Genomic DNA, 25,022 nt, shown 5'->3' with positions numbered 1-25,022 from the left:
CACCGACTACTTACCGCTACTCGTCCGGCGCTGTAACTGATCGCGCAGATTCGGCGGCGTGCCTTTAATCGTCAACGTATCCGTCGCCGGATCCCAGAAAATGCGCTCACCGAGCAATAGCGCATCAAAATTCAGGCTGATGCCGCCGCCGCTACCCGCAAATTTGGTCAACTGGCGCAATGTCCCGCGATCGGCTGGGAAGCTATCTTCCAGTTCATAACCCTGATCGGCAGAAAACTGCTGGAAAGTCTTCTCGCCCAGCGGTGGCAACTCCTGCGACAGCGACGCCAGCTCGATTTCCTCGCCGGATTGCAATTGCTCATTGCAGTAGCTATAGACCTGTTGACGATAATTCTGGCGCTCGTTTTTATCTAACTGCGCGTCGTCACAATACTCATCGACCGCTTTCAGCAAGCAACGATTTTGTGCTTTGGTGTCCAGCCCTTCTGACGCGGCCAGAAAATCCATGAAGAAGTCAGATACTTTGCGCCCGACGCGGCCTTTGAGGAACGTCAGATAGCGCGTCGATTCTGGATTGGTTTCCCATTCCGTCAAATCGATACGCGCAACGATATCGGCATGATTGATATCCAGATAGTGCGTGGTGCTGATATCCAGCTGTTCATTAACTCGCATACTGTTGCAGCTATTGAGCACCGATATCAGTAAATACTCGACCGCCAGATAACGATACTGGCAGAACAACACGATACCGCCTTCGGCAAACGGGTACTTCGCCAGCTCATCACGCAAGCGTCCGGTCGCGGCGCGTGAGAAACTCAGAAAGTCCTCATCCCCTTTGCGACAAGCCCGCAGCGCATCCGCCAGCTCGCTTTGCTCATTAAACAACCCATAGGCCTTACTCTTGGCGCTGTAGACGCGATGCAATTCAGCCATCATCTCCTCTACTGCCGCATTGGTCGACAACAGGGAATCACGCAACACCATTTCCAGCGTTTGTTCGTCACGTTTAATTAGCTGATGCAGGGCAATCTGGGCGATATCCAGACTCATGATAAACTCTCCTTTTGGCAAGGCGCGTATTCAAACACTGATGCGAACAGCCCGCAACACATTAAAGCGGCCACTTTACATCTGTACGCGTGCTAAGCGTCTACACTACTTATTGATAAAAGGACGCCGGTGATAAAAGTACGTTAATGATAAAAGTGCAGAAAAGCATAAGCCTATACGGTAAGATAAGCGACTTTACCAGCTTGAGATACGCCATTTTATGCCACAATCATCCCGTTATAGTGACGAACACGTTGAACAACTGCTTTCTGAGATGGTCAATGTTCTGGAAAAGCACCACGCCCCAACCGATCTTGCTTTGATGGTGCTCGGTAACATGGTGACGAACCTGATTAACACCAGCATCGCGCCTGCACAACGTCAGGTTCTGGCGCGTTCTTTCGCTGAAGCCCTACAGGCTTCGATTAAAAAAGCCGATAAAGCTCACTAAGTTTTGACCAACGTATGGTAACCAACCGTCAGCGCTACCGCGAAAAAGTCTCCCAGATGATCAGTTGGGGACACTGGTTCGCCTTATTCAACATTTTGCTCACTTTGGGGCTGGGTAGCCGCTACCTGTTTGTTGCCGATTGGCCGACCTCCCTGTTCGGTCGGCTTTACGCGCTGGTTAGCTGGCTTGGTCATTTTAGCTTTATCGTCTTTGCCGCCTATCTGCTGGTCATCTTCCCACTCACGTTTATTGTGATGTCACAGCGCCTGCTACGGTTCCTGTCTGCGGCGCTGGCAACAGCCGGGCTAACGATACTGTTAGTCGATGTTGAAGTCTTTACGCGTTTTCACCTGCACCTCAACAGCACCGTTTGGGAACTCGTCGTTAACCCAGGACAGGGTGAAATCGCCCGCGACTGGCAGTGGATGTTTATCGGCATTCCTTTGATTTTCATGGCGGAAATGCTGTTTGGCACGTGGAGCTGGCAAAAATTACGCAGTCTGAATCGCCGCCATTTTGGCAAACCGCTGGCGGGTGTTTTCATCTCTGCGTTCTTCGCGTCGCACCTGATGTACATTTGGGCCGATGCGAATTTCTATCGCCCGATTACCATGCAGCGCGCCAATTTGCCACTGTCTTATCCGATGACGGCACGTCGATTCCTGGAAAAACATGGTCTGCTGGATGCACAGGAATATCAGCGTCGCCTGACGCAGCAAGGTAATCCTGAAGCCATGACGGTGGAATATCCGCTCAATAACATTACCTTCCGCGATAGCGGTAGCGGCTACAACCTGCTGATGGTGATGATTGACGATACACAACCCGACGCGATACAAAACCGAATGCCGAACCTCTCGCGTTTCGCCGCAGAAAACGTGCGCTTCAGCGACCATTACGATTCAGGTTCTCAGCCAGACGCGGCCTTATTTAACCTGTTTTACGGCCTCTCGACGACCTATATGGATGGTATTCTGGGCGCGCGTAAACCTTCTGCCTTAATCACCGCATTAAGCCAACAGGGTTATCAGTTCGGGCTATTTTCGGCGAACGGCTTCAATAGCCCGCTCTATCGTCAGGCGCTGCTTTCTGATTTCTCCTTACCTGCGCCGCAGCAGCAAGGCGGCGATGCGATCATTACACAATGGCAGGAATGGCTTAATCGTGATAATACTCCAGCCCCTTGGTTCTCTTACGTTGAACTGAGCAGCACGCCGAAAAGTGCAGCGGGCAAAGAGGCTGATTCAAACAGTCGAGTAAATATTCAGGACGTTGACCGGCAGATTGGCCAAATCATTCGCACGTTGGAGGAAAAAAACATTCTGGATAAGACGGTCGTCATCGTGACAACGGCACAAAACCAGAATGCCGATACTAGCAACTCGGCACGTTTTGCCCGAACCCAGTGGCAAACGCCGCTCATTGTTCATTGGCCGAACACGCCTGCGCAGACCATTACCAAAATGACGGACAACAAAGACGTCATGACCACGCTGATGCAGCGCCTGCTCCATGTTAAAAACAGTACGGATGATTATTCACAGGGTGAAGACCTGTTCTCTGCTCAGCGACGCTATCCGTGGTTGATTAACGGCGACGGCGGCACACTGCTCATCACGACACCGGATCAGCTCATCATATTGGAAAGCAACGGAAACTACCGGGCTTACGATATGGAAGGAAATCGGCTGAATGATGAAAAACCGCAGCTTGCCCTACTCTTGCAGGTACTAACGAACGAAAGACGCTTTATTGCCAACTAACTGCCTAAATCTAAAGCAGTCGTTCCATCAGGCTATTGCAATAAGGTCAGGAAAAGGTAGTATAAATGCCCATAGCATCGGCACGTAGCGCAGCCTGGTAGCGCACCGTCATGGGGTGTCGGGGGTCGGAGGTTCAAATCCTCTCGTGCCGACCAAATACATATTCGGTTAGTATCGTTTACTACCGGAAACCCCACAGAAACCCGCATTCTCACTGAGTTTGCGGGTTTTTTGTTGCCTGTTATCTATCGGTTTGCTACGTTTCCAGCCGGAAAGTTTAGGCATACGATTGGGCATACAATGCCTATATGCCTAAACCACGTATGCCTAAACCGGATTGTGGGGATTAATCATGGCACGACAAACCAGACCATTAACCAATACTGAAGTTAAAGCAGCTAAAGCGGACGACAAGCCAGTAGTGCTTTACGATGGTGACGGACTAGAGCTACTGATTAAACCCACCAGCAATGCAAAGCTCTGGCGTTTTCGCTACTACAAACCCACCACCAAAAAACGCGCTATGATGGCATTTGGTGCCTACCCTACTGTTTCTCTTGCGGATGCTCGACGCATGAGAGATGAAACACGCCAGCTATTGGCGAATGGTATCGATCCTCTCGCCAATCGTGAAAATGAACGTCTACGAGATGAAATGACCAAAGGCAACACTTTCCAGAAAGTCTCCGCTGATTGGTACGAAGTAAAGAAATCACAACCACTGGCCGAGAACACCATTAAAGATATCTGGCGTTCGTTGGAAAAATACGTGTTCCCGTTCATCGGAACCTTACCGATCACACAGCTTACCGCTCGTCACTTCATCACCGCACTGGAACCGATACAGGCCAGTGGCAAACTGGAAACCGTCAAACGGGTAAGTCAGCGAATTAACGAGGTGATGGATTATGCGGTTAACTCCGGGCTAATTCCTGCGAATCCTGCCGCCAAGATCCGCAAAGCATTTCAGACGCCGGTGAAAACTCATATGCCGACCATTCGGCCAGAGGCATTACCTGGCTTGATGAAAACGCTATCGGTCGCCAGCATTGAGTTACAGACCCGTTTATTGATTGAATGGCAGTTACTCACCGTTACCCGCCCCGCCGAAGCCGCTGAAACCCGCTGGAGCGAGATAAATTTTACAGATAACACCTGGACGATCCCCGCTGGCCGCATGAAGATGCGCCGTGAGCATGTTATTCCCCTCCCCCCGCAGGCATTAGCTATTCTGGACGCCATGAAGCCTATCAGCGGCCACCGGGAATACCTGTTTCCTTCCAGTAAAGACCCTAAGCAGCCGATGAACAGCCAGACCGCTAACGCCGCACTGCGCCGTATGGGTTACAAAGGCGTACTGGTATCTCACGGCCTACGCGCCATATTTAGTACAGCAGCCAATGAAGAAGGCTTCTCGCCAGACGTGATCGAAGCCGCCCTAGCTCACGTAGACGCCAACGAAGTACGCCGCGCCTATAACCGTTCCACCTATCTGGAACAGCGCAAGGTATTGATGTGCTGGTGGGGCGAGTTTGTGGAAAGCGCTGCTACTGGCAAGACGTTAGCATCTGAAGGGGTACGCGGTTTACGGGTGGTTGGGGAATAGTGGATAAAATTACAGTAAAAATCACCCCCAAGTAGAAAAAATGACGTTATTATGTGCGCTCCGGTGATAACCGATAGAAACCGAATAAAGCCGCGTCTAGGGTAGTTCCAAATTCGTCACAAGGTGAGTATTGGTTTTCATAGCAGCAAGAGGAGAAAATAAATGACAAAAACTATTTGGCAGGAAAACAAAATTTTACCTCTTGAATATTTGTCAATTGGACGTGCGGCGAAACTACTTGGTTGCGAGATTGATGATATTTGGCATTGGAGTGAACAAGGAATCATTCGGCTTTGTGTCAACATTCCATGGGGACCAGTTGTTGGAGTGGTACGATTTCGTGTTGATACTCCGAGCAAAGAATTTATAGAAGCTTTCAATGAACGCCGCGAGTTAGATTTAGGGCTTGGCGAATCTATAGCCAATTTTATTCCTGAATCCCTAGAAGAAACCACGATTAAGACCGAGATTTATTCTGGATCAAAATCATTTGCTGGCCCCCATAATGGATATTTTAATACTCAAGCTATTTTGTGTGGACTGTGGACTGTGCCGGAAATAAGCCGTAGCGTAACACCTAGATTATTATTTCCAGTGAGTTGCCACGAATGGGTAAAAGATCTTTGCGTGACAATCCCAAAGCCCCCAATTTCTAAAGAAAGTGATTTATTACTTACAGGCGCAGAACTCGAACGAATTCACGGAATTATTCATCATAAGCCATCAACAATTAATTCACTTCAAAAAAACTCAGAAAGAGAATCCGCCAGCTTAAAGATGGCATTGGTACTACTTCTGAAAGATGCGGGCATCAATGTTAGTTCACCATCAGCAGTAGCTAGCAACCTTGATGCGATAGCAGAGAAACATGGCTATTCCATAAGACATAGCCCAGCAACTACATCGCGTTGGTGTGACAGTGGCGAAGCTTCTTTATTAGGTAAAAGGTCGGAAAAATAACCCCTTTTCATTAAGAGTGAATTTTTTCATTAACGCTCTAATGAAAAAAGCCACTCTTCCTTAAATTTATCAATCCAGTCAATATCCCCACAACGCCGGAATCCTCCGGTATTGATGGAGATTTATCGCATGGCACCAGCAGAAAGAAAAATCCTACTGAAAAAAGAAGTTAAGGCGATTCTGCGTCTTAAATCTGATAGCGCATTTCAGGACATGATAAACGCTGGAGAGTTTCCCAAAGGCTTCCGTATTGGTATGCGTCGCGTTGGCTGGTTTGAGGATGAAGTTAATGCCTGGTTGAATCAACGTATTGCAGAACGCGATCAGATGACGGGGGCATGATATGTCACAAATGAAAAACGCCCGTGCTACCGAGCGTCAACTTGAACAAATAAAACCTGCTGCGCAAACTAATATTGCTGGTGGACATAATAGCCAGCCAGAGCGGATAAGGCCAGTCCCTAAGAAGCATCGCGCACGGGTTTTCATGCTGCGTTCCGGTACTGGTGGGTTTACTGAGAATGACATTCTCAGGCATTGCCGCCTTTCCTCTGGCCGGAATTACGCTACCGAATTAGAACGCCTGCTTGATATTCAGTTAGAGCGTATTGATGAACCAAACGCAGACGGGATCGGCAGTCACTACCGTTATCGGTTTGCAAAGCGTGATGATATTTCCCGTGTCATTCGACTGGTAAATAACAATGCCGATATTAACGGCCACCAGCCGATTACCCAGCAAGAAATTAACCATATCCTGAGCCTGTACCCGGATTACGCCGCCAGCTAACGGAGCCTGATTTTATGACATCAAAAAATAATGACCTTAACGGTCAGGGATTCGCTCACCCTGAAAACAGCCAGAGCGATATTTTCAGTAATGACTTTGCCGCGATCGTCCCTGTTATTTCTGGTCGAATTGGGGGAAATGAAACCAGTATTGTGAGTGCCAAAGCATTACATATTGTGTTAGGTGTAGGGCGCGATTTTGCCACCTGGATTAAAGGCCGTATTGAAGAATATGACTTTATCGATAATGTTGATTTTTTGACCTTTGATTCCCCCATTCTGGTGAATCAATGTATCGATAGTAGCCTGTCAGACCAAAAATGGAAAACAGGCAGGGGTGGTGATCGCCGCAGCAAGGATTATGTGTTGTCACTAAACATGGCAAAAGAATTGGCAATGGTCGAGCGCAACGAGCAAGGCCGTGCCGTTCGTCGTTACTTCATTCAGTGCGAAGAAGCGCTACAGCATAGCGTACCGGAAGTGGCCGCACGTTTCCGCCGTCAGCTAAAAGCTCGTCTGACCGCTGCGAATTACTTCAAGCCGATGTGTGCCGCATTGGAAATCGCCCGCTCTGAACTGGGCAAAAAAACGCTACCGCACCACTACACCACCGAGAGCAACATGATCGCTCGCCTGGTATTGGGTGGCCTAACGGCAAAGGATTGGGCGCGGGTTAATGGTATTGCAGGAGAGCCACGCGACAGCATGAGCGCGGATCAGTTGGAACACCTTTCCTACCTTGAACAGACCAACATTACGCTGATCGAACTGGGGCAGGATTATCACCAACGAAAGGCTGAGTTAACCCGACTGTCTCAACGCTGGATGGCAAAACGTTTGGGGGTGAACCATGCGTAATGCTTCCATGCTGTTAATCAACACTGCGCACACTGTACGCAAAAACCGCTTGCCGTTTGCGGCGAATATGGGCTATGGTCATATGGCACCAGCAAAATCTGGTGCCGGGATTGGCGTCCCGGTAATGTTACAGGCGACACATGACGCGCCTAGCGTCTTTTTTTGTGTCCTCACATCTGCACACCCTTTTTTCAGCGTTGCGGTTATAATTCGCGGCGCTCACAGAGTAATGGTGGGCTGGATGGGGGCGGAGCAATCCGCGCCGGTTTCCTGTAACGCCGGTTACGCCAACCCTGTTCAGCTCACCACCAGTGAAATTGGCGTTTCCGGTGGTGGGATTACATCCCAGTTACAGGAGGCTGCTACATGTCGGCTACTACCCCTACCCAAAAACCGCAATTTGTTTGGCTTATTGCCGCCGTTCGTCGTGACGGTGCGACGATCACCCCTGTTATCCACCATATCCCTGCTGTTTCTGAGCATGAAGCCCGCCGCGTATTGGTTCGTGATCATGTCTGCTTTTTCGCTGGACGCCTGCCCGTTCAGGAGATGCGCCATGTTCGATAACACCCCGTTAGAACTGGAAGAAATTATCGACCAATGCCGCGCACTGGCCTACGCCGCTGTTAATACCGATGAGCCTCAAGCGCGTGAAATTCTGCTGTTTGTCCTGCAAGAGCGTATCGATCACCTGTACCGCACCAGCCAGAAAGAACCTGCACAAGCGGAGGTGTCCCATGTTGCGTGACGCTACGTTGTCTCAGGCAACACAGCAGGCCGATCAGTTGTGCGTTCTACTGCTGTTACTTGAACAGACTCACGAACGATTAAGTGAAGTCGATATGGCTACGGCGTTAGGGCTTGCCCGTGATTTATCAGCCAACCCTGCTTTATGGCTGCTGGATGAGCAACAAAAGCAAAGCCGATGCCGTGAAGGTGATACCCCTGAAAAAACGGAGGTGCCCCGTGGCTAATAATGCGCAAAACGCAGCCGCTAACCCGTTCAAAGGCATGGCGATGAATGCCGAGGATGCGATCACTAATATTGCCGGATTGCTGAATGCGGGCATGTTTCTGATGAACACCGAGCGCCACCGTAGCGTAGGCATTGAGTTAATCGATATTGCTCATGATTACGCCTGTGAAGTTTCTAAAGGGGGTAGCCATGCCTAACCAGACTCCAACCATTACCGCCACGCTGCAAGTTACCCCTGATTTCACAGGGCGCGTGCTGGTGTACGTGAAGAACGGCAGAGCCACCAGCGACCGCCGACTATTCGATGATGAGCTGGTGGCGGGACTCGATACCTTTCTGGAACTGGCAACCCGTGCGGGTTATCAGGTGATTTCACCAGACACAGGAGCGGCAGCATGAGCAGACAGGTTTATGAGATTTGTTGCCAGGTTGAGGAAGCGTTACACCACGTCAAAAAATCGCAAGAGATCCTTGATATGTGGCTGAACCTCATCCCGGACGACGAAGCCCGCGAGGGTGAATCTATCCGTGTTGCTATCGTGATGGATCAGGTTATCGAAGCCATTTCCTGTCTGAAAAAGGCGGAAGATATGGGTGCGATTAAGACAGGAGGCACAAAATGAACCGGATACTTTCCTTTTCCACGCTGGCGACGCAATCCACAAGTGACCACATCGAGGCGCTGCCCGAAGGTATCCGTATTACGCTTCAAAACGCCGCCACACAAGGCAGTGAGGTGCTGCTGATATCCTTTGATGAAGGCGTTGCTCGTCTGGATAGCGATGCTTACGACCATGCCTTATTAACCGGTATTCACATGATCCGCGCACTCACTGACGCCGTTGTGCTGGGTTACTTCCAGCCCAGTGACAGGCAGCAATTGATTCTATGGCGCTGGTTCGTCTCGGTGAAATTCGTGCTTGAACAGGAAGCGGCAAATGGCCATATCACTGTATTCGATGAGCAGGGACGCCAGACGACCGCCGTACTGTATCGCGGCAAATACGGAGATATCCCTATTTATCCCCATGCCGAACGTTCTGCTATCGCCAGCACTGTAGAGCGCGGGCTGGTGGAGTGTTATGGCGAAGAGGAAGGATTACGCCACGCGCTGACGTTCTATGTCGCCATGATTGACTTTGCCGCTGACGGGCTAACCGATATCGGACGCGGGGTGATGGCAAAGTTGCATGACGGCGCCATACAGACCATCAAACTGGGTGGCGTTCCCCCAACACTGACGGCGCACTGAGGGCGAGTGAATGCGTAATATCGATTTTATTCGCAAGGTATCCGCCGCTGCTGGTGGACGCTGGCCTGATGTGCTTTCTCAATTGGGGATCGAGGTTCCCCGTCATCCAACAACGCTAACCCCTTGCCCGGCCTGTGGCGGTACCGATCGCTTTCAGTTCGATAATCTGGAAGGGCGCGGGACATGGCATTGCCGCCACTGTGAGCCGGAAGCCGGTGACGGGCTGGCGCTGGTGATGAACGTTCGCCAGTGTGCCGCAATGGATGCGGCGCAACTGGTGGCGGAGGTGTTGGGTATCGATGCCCGAACATGGGAACAACCCACCCGCCAGAGTGAACCGCCAGCGGAAAATAACGGGCGTTCTTCTTCCGTTGACGAAAAAGCCCAGCGCTTTGCCGCACGGCTGGCGACGCTGACTGCACAGGCACAGCCGGGGGAGTCTGCTTATCTGGCTGGGAAAGGGTTAACCGGGTTTTCTTATTCGCTGCTGTCTGATGGCTCCCTGCTGCTGGTGTTACAGGACGCGAACGGTGCCGCCATCGCCGCACAGACAATAAAACCCGATGGTAATAAGCGGCTGATGACGGATTCCGCCAAACGTGGGGCATATCACGTTGTTAATGCCTCAGAACAGCCCGATACGGTGATTATTGGTGAGGGACTGGCGACTGCGTTAAGTGCTCACCTGATGCGCCCTGATGCGCTGACCATCGCCGCTATCGATGCAGGCAACATGGTGCCGGTCGCAAAGACGATGCGTGCTCTGTATCCCAATGCGCAAATCATCTTTGCCGCGGATAACGACATCGTGGCAGGTAAGCCGAACGCGGGGAAAGACTGGGCAGAGAAAGCCGCCCGTGAGGTGAACGGCTGGGTAGCCCTACCGCCCACCAGCGAAAAAGCCGACTGGGACGATTACCGCCAGCAACACGGACTGACCGCCGCGACACAGGCGTTTGCCGATTCGCTCTATCCGGTGCCTAGCGGTGATAAACCGACACGTGACGACCCGTTAAAGCCGCGTGTTGAGAGCCGCAAAGATGGCGTTTTCTGGCTGACGCCCAAAGTAGACAAAGACAGCGGCGAGGTGATCAACAACGAAAGCTGGCTATGCTCCGCACTAAACGTGGTGGGCATTGGTCGGGATGAAAAAGACCAGTATCTGATACTGCGCTGGCGGGCAATCGGCGCAAACGTGGATACCACGCAGGCTATTCCTCTGGCTGATATCGGTGAACGCGAAGGCTGGCGAACGCTGAAAAACGGCGGCGTGAATGTCACCACCAAAAACAGCCTGAGGGCGATACTGGCCGACTGGCTCCAGCGCAGCGCCGTGCATGAGATTTGGCATATCGCCCATGCCACAGGCTGGCAGTGTGGTGCCTACATCATGCCCGACGGTGAAATTATCGGACAACCCGACAGGCCGGTACTGTTCAACGGTCGCAGCTCTGCGGCGGCGGGCTACACCGTCAAAGGCACCGCTGAAAGCTGGCGTCACAGCATTGCGCGGCTGGTGGACGGCAACTATTCCATGATGACCGGCATAGCGGCGGCGTTATCCGCTCCGCTTATTGGGCTATCGGGTTCGGACGGGTTCGGTATCCATTTCTATGAGCAATCCAGTGCCGGTAAGACCACGGCAGCGAATGTCTCCGCCAGTCTGTACGGCAACCCCGATTTACTGCGCCTGACGTGGTACGGCACTGCGCTGGGGCTGGCGAACGAAGCCGCCGCCCACAATGATGGCCTGATGCCACTGGATGAAGTGGGACAAGGCGCTGACCCGGTGAGCGTGGCACAAGCCGCCTATGCCCTGTTTAACGGCGTGGGCAAGCTACAGGGAGCCAAAGAAGGCGGCAACCGGGATTTAAAACGCTGGCGCACGGTGGCGATCAGTACCGGCGAAATGGATTTGGAAACCTTCATTGCCAGTGTGGGCAGAAAGACTAAAGCCGGGCAACTGGTACGCCTGCTGAATATCCCGTTAAGCAAGGCTATACGCTTTCATGAACACAGCAACGGCAAACAACACGCCGATGCGCTGAAAGATGCCTACCAGCAGCACTACGGCGCAGCCGGTCGAGAATGGATCAAGTACCTTGCCGACCACCCGCAACAGGCTATCGAGGCCGTGAGAGCCGCCGAAATGCGCTGGCGTGGGTTAATTCCATCTGACTATGGCGAACAGGTTCACCGCGTGGCCGCACGCTTTGCCGTGATGGAGGCCGCGCTATCGCTGGGTAAGGTTATCACTGGCTGGGATGAGCAAACGTGCCGCGACGCGATACAGCACAGCTTCAATGCCTGGGTGCGTGAATTCGGTACCGGCAACAAAGAACACCAGCAGATTATCGAACAGTGCGAAGCGTTCCTGAATGCGTGTGGGTTAAGCCGGTTCGCGCCATTGCCTTACGATAGTGCCAGCCTGCCTATTCGGGATTTAGCCGGATACCGTGACCGCGGCAAACACGACGATTCACCGATGGTGTTCTACACCTTCCCCGCCGCGTTTGAGGGCGAAATTGCCAAAGGGTTTAACGCCAAACAGTTTGCCGAAATCCTGCGCGGTGCGGGCATGTTGACCCCGCCCACCAGCGGGCGCGGCTATCAGCGTAAGTCTCCGCGTATTGATGGGCGACAGATAAACGTCTACGTCCTTCAGTATCGCCCGGAAGACGACCAGCCAGAATAGGATTGCTTCACACACGTAGAAAGTGTGTTGGTTCAGTTAGTTCAGTTGGTTCAATGTGTAAAGATGATTGTTATGTAAGGAAAATATTTTTCATTTTGAACCAACACTGAACCAACAAACGGGCATTTTGAACCAACAGCGATAAACGGCTGAAGGGAGGAAAACAACCATGACAGCACAGATTTCCGCTTATGGCCGTCTGGTGGTGGACGTGCAGAGCCGCACCACCAGCAACGGTAACACCATGAGTTTCACCCGTATGGCAGTGCCGCTGCCCTGTCAGAAGGCAGAGAGCGGCGAAGCCACTTTCTGGCTGGCGGTGACGGCCTTTGGCAAACAGGCTGACGCGCTGGCGAAACACCAGAAAGGCGACCTGATGAGCGTATCGGGCAACATGCAGATCACCCAGTGGACAGACGGCCACGGTAACGCACAAACCGGCTACCAGGTGATTGCCGACAGCGTGGTAAGCGCCCGAACGGTGCGACCCGGAGGCCGTAAAGGTGCCGCAGGCCAACCCACTGACGCGCTACGCCGCGCACACGAACAAAGCGCACAGGCTGACGACCGTCACGCATCTGATTTCAGCGATGACGCGCCATTTTGAGGAATAGCACGATGACAGAGAACACACGTACCGTATTGCGTCTGAAGCGAGCCACCGTGAACAAGGTAACAACGCCGGGACATGTCACAGCGTCACCCGCACAAGCGACAGAAAAAGCAGGCAGTAAGCAGCACCGCAAGAACCGGAAAAAGCTCGAACGGCTGGTTTTACTCTGGCCGGATGCGTTCAGTCTGGAAAACCCCAGACCGCTGGCTATCGGGATCGATAAGGCGCTGGGGGCAGATATTGAACGTCGCCAATTATCCGGCGCGGGTTCGCTGCGTTTTTCGCTGGGGCTGTATATCCATCGTTCTGCCTACATCAAAGCGCTGGCCGCTGGTGGGCAACGCTACGACCTGAACGGCAAGCCTCAGGGGGAAGTCACCGCCGAACAGCAGGAGCGTGCCAGAGCGCAGCGCAAGCAGAAAACCGCCCTGCGCACAGAGGATGCAAAATGCGCCTGACAGCAGAACAGAAGGCGGAGATTATCCGCCTCAAACGTGGCGGGATGGGCTACCGCACGATAGCCACACATATGGGGATGAAACACCCGACCGTGCGCAGTGTCTGCCAGCGAAGCGGACTGTTTGCGGACAATCCGGCGCATAGGGCGATGTTCTCCATCCCTGAACTGCGCTACAGCACCGCGCTGGCGACCGTCAAACCGTTACCCCCACAACGGGTGATTACCGGATACCGCCAGACAGATGCGTATCTGTGGGTACTGGAAGTTATCAAGCTGGATGAGCCTGCCCACCTGCCAGCGGCGGAAATCGCCCTGCAAAAACTCACCATTACGCCGAAGGAGGCTGAAAAACGCTACCGCAACTGGATGGTGTCGCAGGGGCAAGAATTGTTTATTGCGGCATTCAGTACCATCGGGATGGATAATCCGCAACGCTGTATTGAGAACGCGAGGAAAGCCATTGATACCGCCAGCCAGGTACGGGCGTATTACGGCAGCTATGAAGCCGCGATGGAGCCAACCGAGCCAGAGCGTCTGATTGAACAATCCGGCTTGCTGGTGGATAAGCACTACGGTATGACACCGGACGAGGTAACGAGTGGAGAATTGAAAGGGCTACGCTGCGTGGATGTAGCTGATGCCCGTTCAGTCGCTCACCGGGGCTTTTGTGACGTTCTGCCGGAGCCGCACACGCTTTCGGATGTGGTGCGTGAGTTTGAATACTGGCGTTGGCTTTATGCAATGCGCAACGCCGCCAGCAAAGAACTGGGGGATACGTCCTATGAACACAATCCATGCGTCTGTGATCGGGAAGATTGGCTGAGCGGCAATCTAGCCACTATCAGCCCGATCCACCAGCAGGAGGCACTCGCCGTGCTGAAATGGTTCCTGAAATGCGACCGGCACCAAGACCGTGGCGGGGATAATGATGCGGTGTATCTCAATCTGCTGGGTGGTGGGCTGGACGGGTAAAAACTCTGATGAACGGCTATATTCTGAATCGAATACACTTCACCAATATTGATAGAGGATGTGATTGATAATGAATGAGATAGTAATTTGGATTAAAGAATACCGATTGGATTCTATTTTTACCTTCCTATCTGCCATATGTTGGTTAATTTCCAGTCTTTACACATCAAGAACAAAGCCCAATGCGGTAATACTCTCTATGGGAGAAGGTAAGAAGCCAGTAGACATGCATAACTTGGTATTAAGTATGCAAACCCAAGCGAAATGGAATCGATTTGCCGCCTTTTTCGCATCAATAGGGTTTATATGTCAGACGCTTTAGTTTACAGGGCAATGTCTTACCTATTTAGTTAAAGGCTGAAGACACCCACCAACCGGAGCAATCCGGTTTTTTTACGCCCTTTCGTCCCATAAATTGCAACGTTAATTGATATCGTTTTAATTTATGCAATAATAACCACTGTATAAATATCATGTATGGGGTGTTATATGACCGCACGCGGGAAAGTGGTACCGGTATTACTCAGTAAAGAACAGGTCAGCACAATTCGCCGTCTTCAGGAGCAGGAGCGCAGCAAGTCACCGCTGGGCGTTGCGCCCACCATCCATGTGATTGCACGTAGCCTGATGGATAAAGCGCTAAAAGATATTGAGGTAGCACATGGCTGAAACCATTGATTCGCTGCTGGTATCGCTGGGGCTGGATGTCGATCAAAAATCTTTCAAGGACGCCAACGATGCCCTAAAGGGCGTCAAGGATACTGCCCTGCTGCTGTTCTCTGCTGCGGGTGGTATCACTGGCCTGAATGCGATGACGGCAGGCTTTTCCCGCATGGTGACGGATTTAGAAGCATTCAGTAAGCACGCCAACATTGCCCGTAATGATGTACTGCGGCTGAGTTATGCGATGGAGCAGGCCGGGGGGAAACGCACCAGCGCCAACAGCCTTATTGATAAGGCCAACTCATGGGCGCTCACCGCCACCTATGGCACGTTCAGCGATAAAGCCTTTATGAATAACGCGGGCGTTAACCCTCATGACCTGCAAGGCAAGGACAGCGTGGAAGTGATCAAGACGATGGCCGATTACTATAACCAAGCGGCGGCGTCCGGCTTTGATGGCCTGCAAAACTTCCGGGAAGGGATGAACATCAATGAAGATGATGAAAAGCTCTTTCGTATGGGGCGTGCAGGCATTGATCGATATTTTGCCGAATTCAATAAGCGCAGTACCGGCGTCAGCGACGATGACGTAAAAATCGGTACGGAATACCGTACTGCGGTCACTGACCTTGCCACCAACATGATGGATCTGAATAACTCTATTGGCGCACTGCTGACGCCGGAAATCACCAAACTTATCCAGAAAACCGATGAATGGCTGCTGGCGAACAAAACCGATATTGTTTCGTCTATCCGTGAAAGCCTGCCCTATATCAAAGGGATCGCGGCGGGTGTAGCGGTGCTGGCGGCGGCAAAAACGACTAAGGCGCTGGGTATCCCCGGCTTACACAAACTGGGTTTACCCGTTGCGGCGGCGGTGACTGCCGAGCCATTTATTGATGGTGCGTTGAATAGCATTTTTGGCGAGTCTGAATACTTCCAGAATATCCGCACAGCACCGAGCTGGGGCGATTTCGGACAGGCACTACTCGGTAACGGTAAAGGCCACTATGAAAATGGCCGCTGGATTTCCCCCAACAATAGCCCCGCCACCAGCCCAACGATGCCACGCAGCGGTGAGCAATCACTGTTTTCCTCCTTAGAAGGCAAATACGGCTTACCGCCCGGCGTACTCAATGGCCTTTACCAGACTGAATCCTCTGGTGGCAAAAATCTGATCTCCCCCAAAGGCGCATTGGGACCATTCCAGTTTATGCCCGGCACAGCCAAAGACATGGGGCTGTACGGCTCTGATGTTTTCAATCTGGAGAAATCCGCTGATGCGGCCGCACGCTATATGCGCCAGTTGATGGACAGGCACAACGGCAATCTGCCCAAAGCGCTGGCGTCGTATAACTGGGGCATGGGGAACGTGGACGAGTACGGCATGAACGCCATGCCAGCGGAAACGAGGAAATACATCGGCAAGGTGACAGGTCACATGCCCACCAGCCCTACCTTTAATGAACTGATGGCACCCTATAATACGTCGCCATCTTATCCCCGCCCACGCAGCAGCTATAACGATGATGACGGTGAATATGGCAGCAGCTCCCGCTCATCACGTCCGGTAACGATATCCAACCAGATCACCATTAGCGGCGTGGCGGGCGTAGAAGAAACCGAACGCGCCGTTCGTCGTGTGATGGATGAGCAGTCGCGTGAATATGTGGAGCTGACAAAAGATGATGGTCGATAACGTAAATTATCAGTTTGGTCGAGATTACCTGATAACCATTTCAAGCAGTAGCAGCAGGGGAACCCTCACGTTTGCCCCACCGATGCAGGTTATTTTCAGTGTGTCCCACACACCGGGTAACAAGACCGGTAAAGCAAAAATCACGATCTATGGCACATCAAAAGGTACGCGCTGGGATATTTTTAATAAATACGACACGGTAGAGATAAAAGCCGGTTATCAGGGCAATTGCGGGCTGATTTATCGGGGGCAGATATTTAACCGCTCAACGCAACGTGAAGGTGTGGCCACCACGCTGACGCTGTACTGCTTCTGTAATGGTAAGAAAATGTCCAGCGCCTTCATCGCACACACATGGGGTGAGAACACGCCTGCTATTGAGATTATCCGGGGGACTGCTGCCACCTTTGGCCTGCCAATGGAAATCATCGGCGACTTCTCCGATCTGCCCCCCGCCATTCAAGGCAAAACCCTGATGGCAATGACCAAAGACGCGATGGACGCCCTAGAGCGTATTTATGATTTTAAATGGTGGCTGAAAACGGACGGCGTAGCCATCATCCGTAATGGCGCAGAAAAGCCCGGCAAGCCGAGAGTGATCGACATAAACCACGGCATGGAAGGCATACCGCGCATCTATATGAATTATGTCGAGGTCGATGTCAGATTGGATCATGTCATTACTCCCGGTGACGTAATTCAGGTTTATTCCGAGCATGAACAATTGGGCTTTAGCGAGATGTATCGCACTAACATGCAAGCCTATTCACGGGCATTCCGAAACAAAAGCCGGCTGGTGGTGGAAAGCGTCGATCACATTGGCAATTTCTGGCGCGATGACTGGACAACGACTATTACCGCCCGTATGCGGAGCAATGAGGTTATTCGATAATGGCAATGAGCAATTCACAAGTGAACCCGCTATACCGCGCAATGGAAGCGGTGAAGACCTCCGCAATCCGGGATGTGATGACAACAATCCCCGGTCATGTCATGGCCTACAATCCAACGACCCAACGCGCACAGGTACAATGCGGTATTCAGCGCAAGTTAGCCGGTCGCTACGTTGATGTGCCCATTATTATCAATGTGCCGGTGCGCTTCTCTAGTACTGCGGAGTGGGCAGTTTTTCACGAACTGCCAGCAGGCACCGAAGGGCTTATCCATTTTGCCAAGCAGTCTATCGATGCGTGGATCGATCAGGGAGGTATTGTTGCGCCTGCTGACGAACGTCAATTCTCCGCTGACGATGCGTTTTTCTCCCCCGGCTATCGATCTTTGAAAACCGCTATTCCTGATCTTCCCACTTCAGGTGTGGGCATTAGCAATCGTGACGGCTCTGTGCGCATCCACCTGACCGATAGCGGCATAACTCTGACGTGCGGCGGCGTTTCGTTGACGGTTTCGCCTGAAGGGATAACACACAGCGGTAAAACAACGCTAGACGGACGGACAGCGGTTACCGCTGGTGGCCTGTCAGTAGGGGATATCGAATTTAGCGATCACGTTCATGACGGCGTGGAAACGGGTACAGGCAGCACGCAGCGGCCGCGATAAAAGGTGAAAACGATGGATAATAATCATGCCACTGACTGGGAAACCATAGAGCGTAAATATCGTGAAGGGGCGTTATCAATTCGGGCATTAGCGCGAGAGCATGGCATTAGCGATGCTACCATCCGCAAAAGGGCAAAATTACAGGGATGGGAAAAACCGGAAACCAGCCGTTCGCGGGATTCGCTAAACGCAGCTATCGCGAACCCGCGTACCAAGCCGAAAAAATCAATTCCTCAAATTGAAAATCAAATTGATTCAAATTGCCCGCAAATGAAAAACAACAATCAATCTGCTAAGAAAAACCGCGTAGGGCGCCCTTCTGACTACATGCAAGAGGTTGCGGACGACATTTGTACATTGTTGGCGGAAGGTGAAAGCCTACGTGATGTATGCCTCCGTCCCGGTATGCCAAATAAGGCGACGGTGTTTCGCTGGCTGGCTGAAAACGAAGGATTTCGCGACCAGTACGCGAAAGCAACCGATGTTCGCGCTGATGTGATTTTTGATGAAATAATGGATATCGCTGATGGGGTTAAAGCCGATGCGTCCGAAGTGGCAAAAGCCAGGCTAAAAATAGATGCTAGAAAATGGGTGTTATCGCGTATGGCACCGAAGAAATACGGGGAACGCCTCACCCAAGAGATCACCGGTAAAGATGGTGGCCCGATCAACCAGGTGAATTACACACCAGAGGATTACGCAAAGGCACAAGCTGCGTTAGAAAAACTACTCCCCGATTTGGATTAGCTTTTCCTGATATATTCCAAAGCGATGAGCGATATACACTAGGAAAAATGCTATTTGTTATAGAGGTAAAGTTATCTTATTGTATAGGTAATATTTAGCTTAGTCGCAGTTACCCTTTAGGTAAGAATATATGAGTGATGATACATGGGTTATGCTTGGTGCCATTGGTTCATGTTTGGCTGCGCTGGCAACTTTTTTTGCTGCCATTGTCGCGATCCTCGCAATGAAATCATGGAAAAAACAAGAAAAAACAAAAGCATATCAGAAATACAAAATGTCAATTGAGGGCTTTAAGGCCGAATTAAATATACTCTCCGATAGCTTTTCAAATAAAAATAGTCATAGCACTTACAGCGGTTCAGATCCTTTAAGGCCTGATGCGATAAGAGCGTTTGCAAAATGCCAAGTTGCTTGGATTGGGTATGAGATATACTCAGCGACACAAGAGCAATCTCATGCTTGGGAAACATTATCCAATAGTGCAAATGGTTATCTCTTTGGGGGCAGAAAAAAAAATGAATTATTAGCACCAATAAATACAGTCTTATCGATAAAGCAAGAGGTTCGGATATGTCGCTTTGGTAAAATGTTAGCTCAAGTCAAGACAAGTTGTAAATTGTAGTCATCCAGTCACTGATTTTGTTTGCTCATCTGAAAGATGATAAGAGTTTTTAGTTTTTTGAAGACATTAAAAACGAAACGGGCACAAGGTAGCACCTTACTGTAAGGTTTCAAGATAGTATCAACGCGAAAGCAGAAAGGTACTTAATACCGCAGGAAACAACTGGGCACAAGTGATGATGCATATCGGTTATGTGTGTGCCACAGTGAATCGTGAACTATTTACTACGGAATGATTATGACTGAAGAAAAGTATTACGATTATCTTGTTATCGGTGGGGAATGTCATGGGCAGTCATTTACCCATACGCTCACTCAAGTGTTGGAAGTCCCGCAAAAAACCGACCGATTAGGAAAAATGTATGCACAACATGTTCCGGCAGAAGTTACACCAAATGACACAATTTCTCATCAAGTAACAGAATTCATTACGGCGGATGGTCGACATTACTTCATTGCTTCTAATGAAGATTTGGACAGATTCGATGTTGAAAATGAGATAATCAAATCTGGTATATCGCCGATTTGATATTAAAGATAACAATCCCTTGCAATCAGCAAGGGGTTATATAACTCCAACAGCTACAAATCCGCATCACCAAAAAGCCGAGATAGTTTTATTTACTTTTACATAATTGAACATGGCTTTTGAGCCTACCCCGCGCCACTACCGGCTTTAACGGCAATTTGTTCTCATGGTATGTAAAACAACAAATCGATCATCACAACATCCTTTTTCTACAAACTGACGCTGGCTATCTATAAGGATATAGTAACGTTGTGAGCGTTACACGCTGGTGGAGCTATGCCACCAGCAACGGACACAAACAACTGTACAGACTCAGCCATGAATGCCGATATCATCCCTGTGTATCTATTTATGAGAGGTAATTTTATGCGATGGAACGTGGTACTGCTGGCGGCGTTATTGCCGTTTTTTATTACTGGCTGTTCATCTGGTATTTCCAATCAAAAAATTGAGCAAGATAAAAAATGGAACACCATGACGGAAGAAAGAAACAAAAAAATGCAGGCAGATCAGGAGCGAGCAGAAAGGGAAGAAATAGCAAAGCGTGAGAAGGAAGAGGCACGCATAGCCTCAATACCCCGCCAAAGATGCTACCTGCAATCACCTGATGGCGACCAAACCGTTAAGAAGTTGCTCGATATTATCAATCGGGAGAATGTCACATGTCGCCCTGATCGAGTTCCCGTCAAGGTAACACCGTTATGGCCATCTGGTTTTCGAGAGTATCAGTACGGTGTACGAGTTAATGGAAGAGAGTCTTTTTATTTAGGTGAGGATGGGATTCCTGGGCTCATATACAACCAAGTAATGGATTGCCAGCCCGATGGAGTGGCGTCGAATGCGCGAGGGATGGAATATAACAATTGCGTGGCTTATCTGGCTAAAGGGCTGCGTATGTGGGCTGCGATGACACGCGATAAATCCATCTCAGACGAAACATTTCGCTCATATCTATTTTATGCGGACCGGGTAGATTTTGGAGAGTGGGCGCTTTTCCTTTGGCAGTACAAGCGTGCTCAATAGGGCTAACCGCTATACGAACCGGCTACAGAGCCGGTTTTTTGTACCCAATCAGACGGTGAGCGACAACAGCGGATCATGATGTTGGTTCAATCAGGGGTTCGTGTTGGTTCAAAACGCCCCTATGTCGGTTCAGTTTTTGAAAAAATAATTAATGAAAACAACCGCCTTTACAAATTGAACCAACTGAACCGACTGAACCAACATACTTTTGCTTATATATACGTGTTTTTTTGTTGGGTGTTTGTTGTGTCATTCGCTTGCACGCATAGTAGTGAAGTAATCCCACCCGCGTTATCAGATCTGCTGGGCGATTGGTTCACTATCCCACCAGGCGAAGTGGCTCCCTACCCTGCCTTTCCAGAGTGACTTTTCGCTTTAGGCATACAGATAGGCATACAAAAGAAAAACAAATTAAAAAAATACAATTAATAACAATAATTAGGGGGTTTAATTCAATTTCTCTCGTGCTATTCGGTAAGTATCGTTTACTACCGGAAACCCCACAGAAACCCGCATTTTCACTGAGTTTGCGGGTTTTTTGTTGCCTGTTATCTATCGGCATACCCCGTTTACAGCCGGAAAGTTTGGGACTACATTTGGGACTAAATCAACATAGTCCCATAAAACCGTAGTCCCAAAGGTAACGATCATGGCAATTCAGGCAAAGCCCCTCACAAACACGGAAGTCAAAGCCGCTAAAGCAATAGACAAAGAATTGTCGCTACATGATGGTGGCGGGCTGCTATTGTTCGTCAAACCTTCCGGCACAAAGACATGGCGTTTTCGCTATTACCACCCACAGACTAAAAAGCGCACTACGTTGACGTTTGGCAGCTATCCGGCAATTTCTTTGGCTGATGCCAGACAAATGCGGGAAGCAGCCAAAGCTCTCTTAGAAAAAAGCATCGATCCACAATTCCACCAGCAACAGCTGCATGAACAAGAGCAAGCCATCAACCTGAATGCGCCGCTGTGACCTGCTCCAATTGCTTAACACGCTGCAATGTTAGTAATAAATCCTGGATAGTGAGAACAATTTCGAACTTCCGCTTTACTGTTAACAGGCAGTCAGCGACCAACCCACTTCAGCACTGAGTACAACATCCCGAATACCATTAAGTAGTCGCTTGCCTCCTATATCCCCAGCAACTACAATGTATACAAAGCATACAATGTAGTGAGGTGGCAGTATGGGCGTCATGTCTGTTCGATTAAATGATGAAACAACCGCGCAGCTTGATGCGCTGGCTAAAGCCACGGGGCGTACCCGCTCTTTTCTGGCTGGGCAAGCTATTGAAGACTATCTTGCACGGGAAGCCTGGCAGATAGCAGAGATCGAGCAAGCCATTAAAGAAGCCGATGCGGGCGATTTTGTCTCATCAGATGAGATGAACAATCTCTTTAAAAAATTAGGTACGGCAAGACATGGAAATTAAATGGCTGCGTAAAGCCGCGGCCAATTTGGAAGCCGAGTACCTTTACATCGCGCAAGACGATCCTCAGGCTGCCAGTCAGTTCGTAGATGAAGTCCAAAGATTAACGGAATTACTACCGCAACAGCCAGCAATCGGAAGACCTGGCCGTGTACCTGGAACGCGTGAACTGGTGTTAACGCACTATCTCTACATCATCCCCTACCGCATGAAAGATAATATGCTCCAGATTCTACGCGTCTTTCATACGCACAGGCGTTTACCCGCAAAATGGTGAACAACCTTTAACGAACATTCATCCACCAACTAATCGCCACACAGCCATGAAAAACGGCAAAAAGCATAACCAACAATCAAGATCGTCTGGTTGCGCTGCGGTTGATACGAACAATGCCATCCGAACCTGCATATAGGCCGTTGGCTCCGGCCGCTTCCGCCGTGTCAGGTAACACGGGTAAGCGAATCGTATAGTCGGATAAGTATACTGACTGTACTTCGCTTCCGTCATATAGCACGTTGAGTGACATACCAATCCTGTTTGTATGACTGCCGTTTTCGGTACGAATCATGGCAGCACCGTACGCATTTCCCAATGCGATGTATGCAGAATGAGCATTAGCCTTCCACGCATTTTTATTCAGTATTTCCAGGCCAAGCCCCCGCATACGTGAAATAGCGTTATTAACACCAACCGTCGCCCCTTCGTTGACCAACGTCAGTCCCTGTAATTGAGACCCCGAGCCAAGCACAGTACCTAGCGAGAAATTTGTTGCGACACAATTCATTACACGAATGCCATAGTCGGAGCTGGGGCTTACACTAAATAACTGCCTCTTATTATCACCCGAGTTATTGATAAAGTGGATATTTGAAAGCGTCAGGCCGGTAAACGCCGATGCAGCAACAACGGCGAAGAGAGTCTGTGTTGATGTTGATTTATTGGCGAACCAACCATTCGATAACGCACAATGACCACCATTGGTGAACTCGAAGAAGCGCTCTGAGCAAAAATCGAACTGGAAGTTGCTAATAAACAGTGCAGTAACCCAAATTCCTTTTATCGGCAATGCGATATTTGCAGTATCAATGTTCGTCACATACACCCCTTCCGTGTGATATCTGTTCTTGGGGTGTGGGATATTGGAAAAATTTAGCAGCGTTGCCGCGTAAGCATAATAACCGCCATCAATGGTGTTATTTACACAGTAGTTAAAATCCCAAACAATCCCTGTTTCTCCTTCAGGATCGATGTCAATACGATTATTCGACCACGATGATTCTTTAACGTTATACATTTCCCAAAATTTACCGATGGTGCCCGCCGTCCCGGTGCTCACATTTCTATTAAATCGGCAATTTAATGTGTTTGTCATCTTAAAAACGGACGTTACAGACTTATGCCGCGGAGGCTTATCGAATGCACAGTCTTCAAAAACCAAACCTGACAAGGTGCAATTAAACATCAGCGGCAAAACAACTTCACCTGCGGCAAAGAATGGGGCGAATCTCACCCCTTTAAATTTTGCAGATGTACGATCGGTAGTCAGTTGTAATGCAGCGACATAAATTGCTTTCATGTCGCTGAGCACTGTTGAATCCGGCGGCAAATTATCCAGCATAAACTCGACTGCTGCCGTTTGATCCTTACCATCCGAATGAATACCCCAGTTGCGGGTATGTGTGATTGGCCAACCATTTAACAGCCCGATGCACCGATAATTATCATCAGGGGACGTTTCTAATGTGGTATGTGGCAGTGTTCCTTCATAGATGTAATACATATCATTGAATTTAACGGCATCAGTTTTGTTCTCGATTAAAATACCAGAGCCAATGCTACCGACACGTTTAAATGGTGATAAGCCAATCACCTGTTGAACACTCCCGTCGAATGGGGTATTTACAAGAGCGGCCCCGACTCCTTCACCCGGGCTTGCCAGAGCATGCCTGAGTGCTGTATCTCCGGCGTTCTTCCAGGCGTTGCTACCTACACCGCCAGTTGACTCAGGTGTCGAACTGGCGGGAGCGACTTTGGGCAGCGGTCCGTCCCATCAGTAACGTTCCCCATCGCTTTCGCTGAAGAGAGCTTCGTTAGAATTACAGACGGAATTACCCAATTCAAAAGACTTCTTCGTGATATCGCCATAAGTCATCATCGCCCTGTTGACATTCATATTGATGCCAACAGTGTACGATGACGAATACCCAGATGTTCAATCTAAAATTCGTCACGAGAATTTACAGCCCCATCAATAATCTGTGCATTATTTAACCGATTTTCGTAATCGCAGAATTAATCACATCATCGTGGGTATAACAAGTCGTTTCAGGGGGAAACATT

30 protein-coding genes, 1 tRNA gene and 3 pseudogenes are annotated in these 25,022 nt (G+C 50.1%); 31 read left to right on the top strand and 3 right to left on the bottom strand.

From position 1 onward, the window contains the following. Positions 1 to 6: 6 nt before the first annotated feature. Positions 7 to 1,014, bottom strand: coding sequence for a nucleoid-associated protein YejK (gene yejK, locus KKH3_RS07480; protein ID WP_039357629.1), 1,008 nt, complete (start codon positions 1,012 to 1,014; stop codon positions 7 to 9). Positions 1,015 to 1,234: 220 nt separating this feature from the next. Between yejK and KKH3_RS07475 the strand changes: the two genes are divergently transcribed. The 31 genes and pseudogenes from KKH3_RS07475 (at position 1,235) to KKH3_RS07335 (ending at position 22,958) form a co-directional block, all read left to right on the top strand. Further along, the gene (locus tag KKH3_RS07475; RefSeq protein ID WP_005967239.1) at positions 1,235 to 1,465 is read left to right on the top strand and encodes a YejL family protein; all 231 of its coding nucleotides are present in this window, start codon (positions 1,235 to 1,237) and stop codon (positions 1,463 to 1,465) included. A 14-nt stretch (positions 1,466 to 1,479) separates the two neighbouring features. Continuing rightward, positions 1,480 to 3,228 (top strand): LPS biosynthesis-modulating metalloenzyme YejM, encoded by a 1,749-nt coding sequence (gene yejM, locus KKH3_RS07470; protein WP_039357626.1) that lies wholly within the window; start codon positions 1,480 to 1,482, stop codon positions 3,226 to 3,228. A gap of 78 nt (positions 3,229 to 3,306) precedes the next feature. Continuing rightward, a tRNA-Pro gene (locus KKH3_RS07465) sits at positions 3,307 to 3,383 on the top strand. A gap of 197 nt (positions 3,384 to 3,580) precedes the next feature. Continuing rightward, positions 3,581 to 4,834, top strand: a complete 1,254-nt coding sequence (locus tag KKH3_RS07460; RefSeq protein WP_039357623.1) for an integrase domain-containing protein — start codon at positions 3,581 to 3,583, stop codon at positions 4,832 to 4,834. Between the two features lie 162 nt (positions 4,835 to 4,996). Continuing rightward, a complete protein-coding gene (locus KKH3_RS22240; RefSeq protein ID WP_139338629.1) occupies positions 4,997 to 5,794 on the top strand; it encodes a hypothetical protein in 798 nt (265 codons plus the stop codon). Positions 5,795 to 5,923: 129 nt separating this feature from the next. Further along, on the top strand, positions 5,924 to 6,136 hold the full coding sequence (locus tag KKH3_RS07455) for a helix-turn-helix transcriptional regulator (protein WP_039357620.1): 213 nt from the start codon (positions 5,924 to 5,926) through the stop codon (positions 6,134 to 6,136). 1 nt (position 6,137) lies between these two features. Continuing rightward, a complete protein-coding gene (locus KKH3_RS07450) occupies positions 6,138 to 6,584 on the top strand; it encodes a PM1773 family protein (RefSeq protein WP_039357617.1) in 447 nt (148 codons plus the stop codon). A 14-nt stretch (positions 6,585 to 6,598) separates the two neighbouring features. Next, positions 6,599 to 7,441, top strand: coding sequence for an antA/AntB antirepressor family protein (locus tag KKH3_RS07445; RefSeq protein ID WP_039357615.1), 843 nt, complete (start codon positions 6,599 to 6,601; stop codon positions 7,439 to 7,441). Continuing rightward, positions 7,434 to 7,781: pseudogene (locus KKH3_RS21650) on the top strand (ash family protein); the annotation flags it as partial. The gene KKH3_RS07445 and the pseudogene KKH3_RS21650, both read left to right, overlap by 8 nt. Positions 7,782 to 7,997: 216 nt before the next feature. Continuing rightward, entirely contained in the window at positions 7,998 to 8,189 is a 192-nt protein-coding gene (locus KKH3_RS21645; protein ID WP_072034512.1) for a hypothetical protein, read from the top strand. Then, positions 8,179 to 8,415 (top strand): hypothetical protein, encoded by a 237-nt coding sequence (locus KKH3_RS07435; protein WP_039357614.1) that lies wholly within the window; start codon positions 8,179 to 8,181, stop codon positions 8,413 to 8,415. Before KKH3_RS21645 ends, KKH3_RS07435 begins: the two co-directional genes overlap by 11 nt. After that, on the top strand, positions 8,408 to 8,614 hold the full coding sequence (locus KKH3_RS07430; RefSeq protein ID WP_039357613.1) for a hypothetical protein: 207 nt from the start codon (positions 8,408 to 8,410) through the stop codon (positions 8,612 to 8,614). The genes KKH3_RS07435 and KKH3_RS07430 overlap by 8 nt, the downstream gene beginning before the upstream one ends. Continuing rightward, positions 8,607 to 8,816, top strand: coding sequence for a hypothetical protein (locus KKH3_RS07425; RefSeq protein ID WP_052201314.1), 210 nt, complete (start codon positions 8,607 to 8,609; stop codon positions 8,814 to 8,816). Before KKH3_RS07430 ends, KKH3_RS07425 begins: the two co-directional genes overlap by 8 nt. Next, positions 8,813 to 9,040: a hypothetical protein gene (locus KKH3_RS07420; protein WP_039357607.1), complete on the top strand. Its 228-nt coding sequence runs from the start codon at positions 8,813 to 8,815 to the stop codon at positions 9,038 to 9,040. The genes KKH3_RS07425 and KKH3_RS07420 overlap by 4 nt, the downstream gene beginning before the upstream one ends. Then, a complete protein-coding gene (locus KKH3_RS07415; RefSeq protein WP_052201313.1) occupies positions 9,037 to 9,669 on the top strand; it encodes a hypothetical protein in 633 nt (210 codons plus the stop codon). Before KKH3_RS07420 ends, KKH3_RS07415 begins: the two co-directional genes overlap by 4 nt. Before the next feature lie 10 nt (positions 9,670 to 9,679). Next, positions 9,680 to 12,364, top strand: coding sequence for a TOPRIM and DUF927 domain-containing protein (locus KKH3_RS07410; RefSeq protein WP_039357604.1), 2,685 nt, complete (start codon positions 9,680 to 9,682; stop codon positions 12,362 to 12,364). Positions 12,365 to 12,533: 169 nt separating this feature from the next. After that, a complete protein-coding gene (locus tag KKH3_RS07405; protein WP_039357601.1) occupies positions 12,534 to 12,971 on the top strand; it encodes a single-stranded DNA-binding protein in 438 nt (145 codons plus the stop codon). Positions 12,972 to 12,982: 11 nt separating this feature from the next. Beyond that, positions 12,983 to 13,435 carry a ProQ/FINO family protein gene (locus KKH3_RS07400; protein WP_080756522.1) on the top strand — a complete coding sequence of 151 codons (453 nt, stop codon included), beginning with the start codon at positions 12,983 to 12,985 and terminating at the stop codon, positions 13,433 to 13,435. Further along, positions 13,426 to 14,409, top strand: coding sequence for a helix-turn-helix domain-containing protein (locus tag KKH3_RS07395; RefSeq protein WP_039357598.1), 984 nt, complete (start codon positions 13,426 to 13,428; stop codon positions 14,407 to 14,409). Before KKH3_RS07400 ends, KKH3_RS07395 begins: the two co-directional genes overlap by 10 nt. A gap of 489 nt (positions 14,410 to 14,898) precedes the next feature. After that, positions 14,899 to 15,078: a hypothetical protein gene (locus KKH3_RS07385; protein WP_039357591.1), complete on the top strand. Its 180-nt coding sequence runs from the start codon at positions 14,899 to 14,901 to the stop codon at positions 15,076 to 15,078. Further along, positions 15,071 to 16,771 carry a lytic transglycosylase domain-containing protein gene (locus tag KKH3_RS21340; RefSeq protein ID WP_052201312.1) on the top strand — a complete coding sequence of 567 codons (1,701 nt, stop codon included), beginning with the start codon at positions 15,071 to 15,073 and terminating at the stop codon, positions 16,769 to 16,771. Before KKH3_RS07385 ends, KKH3_RS21340 begins: the two co-directional genes overlap by 8 nt. Further along, entirely contained in the window at positions 16,758 to 17,663 is a 906-nt protein-coding gene (locus KKH3_RS07375) for a phage protein (protein WP_039357588.1), read from the top strand. The genes KKH3_RS21340 and KKH3_RS07375 overlap by 14 nt, the downstream gene beginning before the upstream one ends. Continuing rightward, positions 17,663 to 18,328: a Gp138 family membrane-puncturing spike protein gene (locus KKH3_RS07370; RefSeq protein ID WP_240560675.1), complete on the top strand. Its 666-nt coding sequence runs from the start codon at positions 17,663 to 17,665 to the stop codon at positions 18,326 to 18,328. Before KKH3_RS07375 ends, KKH3_RS07370 begins: the two co-directional genes overlap by 1 nt. A 270-nt stretch (positions 18,329 to 18,598) precedes the next feature. After that, the gene (locus KKH3_RS07365; protein ID WP_052201372.1) at positions 18,599 to 19,075 is read left to right on the top strand and encodes a terminase small subunit-like protein; all 477 of its coding nucleotides are present in this window, start codon (positions 18,599 to 18,601) and stop codon (positions 19,073 to 19,075) included. Positions 19,076 to 19,205: 130 nt separating this feature from the next. Beyond that, complete coding sequence (locus KKH3_RS07360; protein WP_039357585.1) at positions 19,206 to 19,697, top strand: hypothetical protein; 492 nt, start codon at positions 19,206 to 19,208, stop codon at positions 19,695 to 19,697. A 237-nt stretch (positions 19,698 to 19,934) separates the two neighbouring features. Further along, positions 19,935 to 20,225 (top strand): hypothetical protein, encoded by a 291-nt coding sequence (locus KKH3_RS07355; RefSeq protein WP_039357581.1) that lies wholly within the window; start codon positions 19,935 to 19,937, stop codon positions 20,223 to 20,225. Positions 20,226 to 20,501: 276 nt separating this feature from the next. After that, positions 20,502 to 21,248, top strand: a complete 747-nt coding sequence (locus KKH3_RS07350) for a hypothetical protein (protein WP_039357578.1) — start codon at positions 20,502 to 20,504, stop codon at positions 21,246 to 21,248. Positions 21,249 to 21,323: 75 nt separating this feature from the next. Continuing rightward, positions 21,324 to 21,614, top strand: coding sequence for a hypothetical protein (locus KKH3_RS22230; RefSeq protein ID WP_139338628.1), 291 nt, complete (start codon positions 21,324 to 21,326; stop codon positions 21,612 to 21,614). Positions 21,615 to 21,897: 283 nt separating this feature from the next. Next, positions 21,898 to 22,212 (top strand): annotated as a pseudogene (locus KKH3_RS07345) (integrase arm-type DNA-binding domain-containing protein); the annotation flags it as partial. Positions 22,213 to 22,438: 226 nt separating this feature from the next. Further along, positions 22,439 to 22,684: a type II toxin-antitoxin system RelB family antitoxin gene (gene relB, locus KKH3_RS07340; RefSeq protein ID WP_010286544.1), complete on the top strand. Its 246-nt coding sequence runs from the start codon at positions 22,439 to 22,441 to the stop codon at positions 22,682 to 22,684. Continuing rightward, on the top strand, positions 22,674 to 22,958 hold the full coding sequence (locus KKH3_RS07335) for a type II toxin-antitoxin system RelE/ParE family toxin (RefSeq protein WP_039357573.1): 285 nt from the start codon (positions 22,674 to 22,676) through the stop codon (positions 22,956 to 22,958). Before relB ends, KKH3_RS07335 begins: the two co-directional genes overlap by 11 nt. Before the next feature lie 76 nt (positions 22,959 to 23,034). Here the strand turns inward: KKH3_RS07335 and KKH3_RS07330 are convergent, their stop codons facing one another. Then, on the bottom strand, positions 23,035 to 24,552 hold the full coding sequence (locus KKH3_RS07330; protein ID WP_039357571.1) for a hypothetical protein: 1,518 nt from the start codon (positions 24,550 to 24,552) through the stop codon (positions 23,035 to 23,037). A 99-nt stretch (positions 24,553 to 24,651) separates the two neighbouring features. Beyond that, positions 24,652 to 24,720 (bottom strand): annotated as a pseudogene (locus KKH3_RS22595) (tail fiber/spike domain-containing protein); the annotation flags it as partial. Positions 24,721 to 25,022: the final 302 nt, after the last annotated feature.

Source organism: Pectobacterium actinidiae, assembly GCF_000803315.1.
GTDB classification, from domain to species: domain Bacteria; phylum Pseudomonadota; class Gammaproteobacteria; order Enterobacterales; family Enterobacteriaceae; genus Pectobacterium; species Pectobacterium actinidiae.
This window is presented reverse-complemented; position numbering and strand designations above follow the sequence as displayed.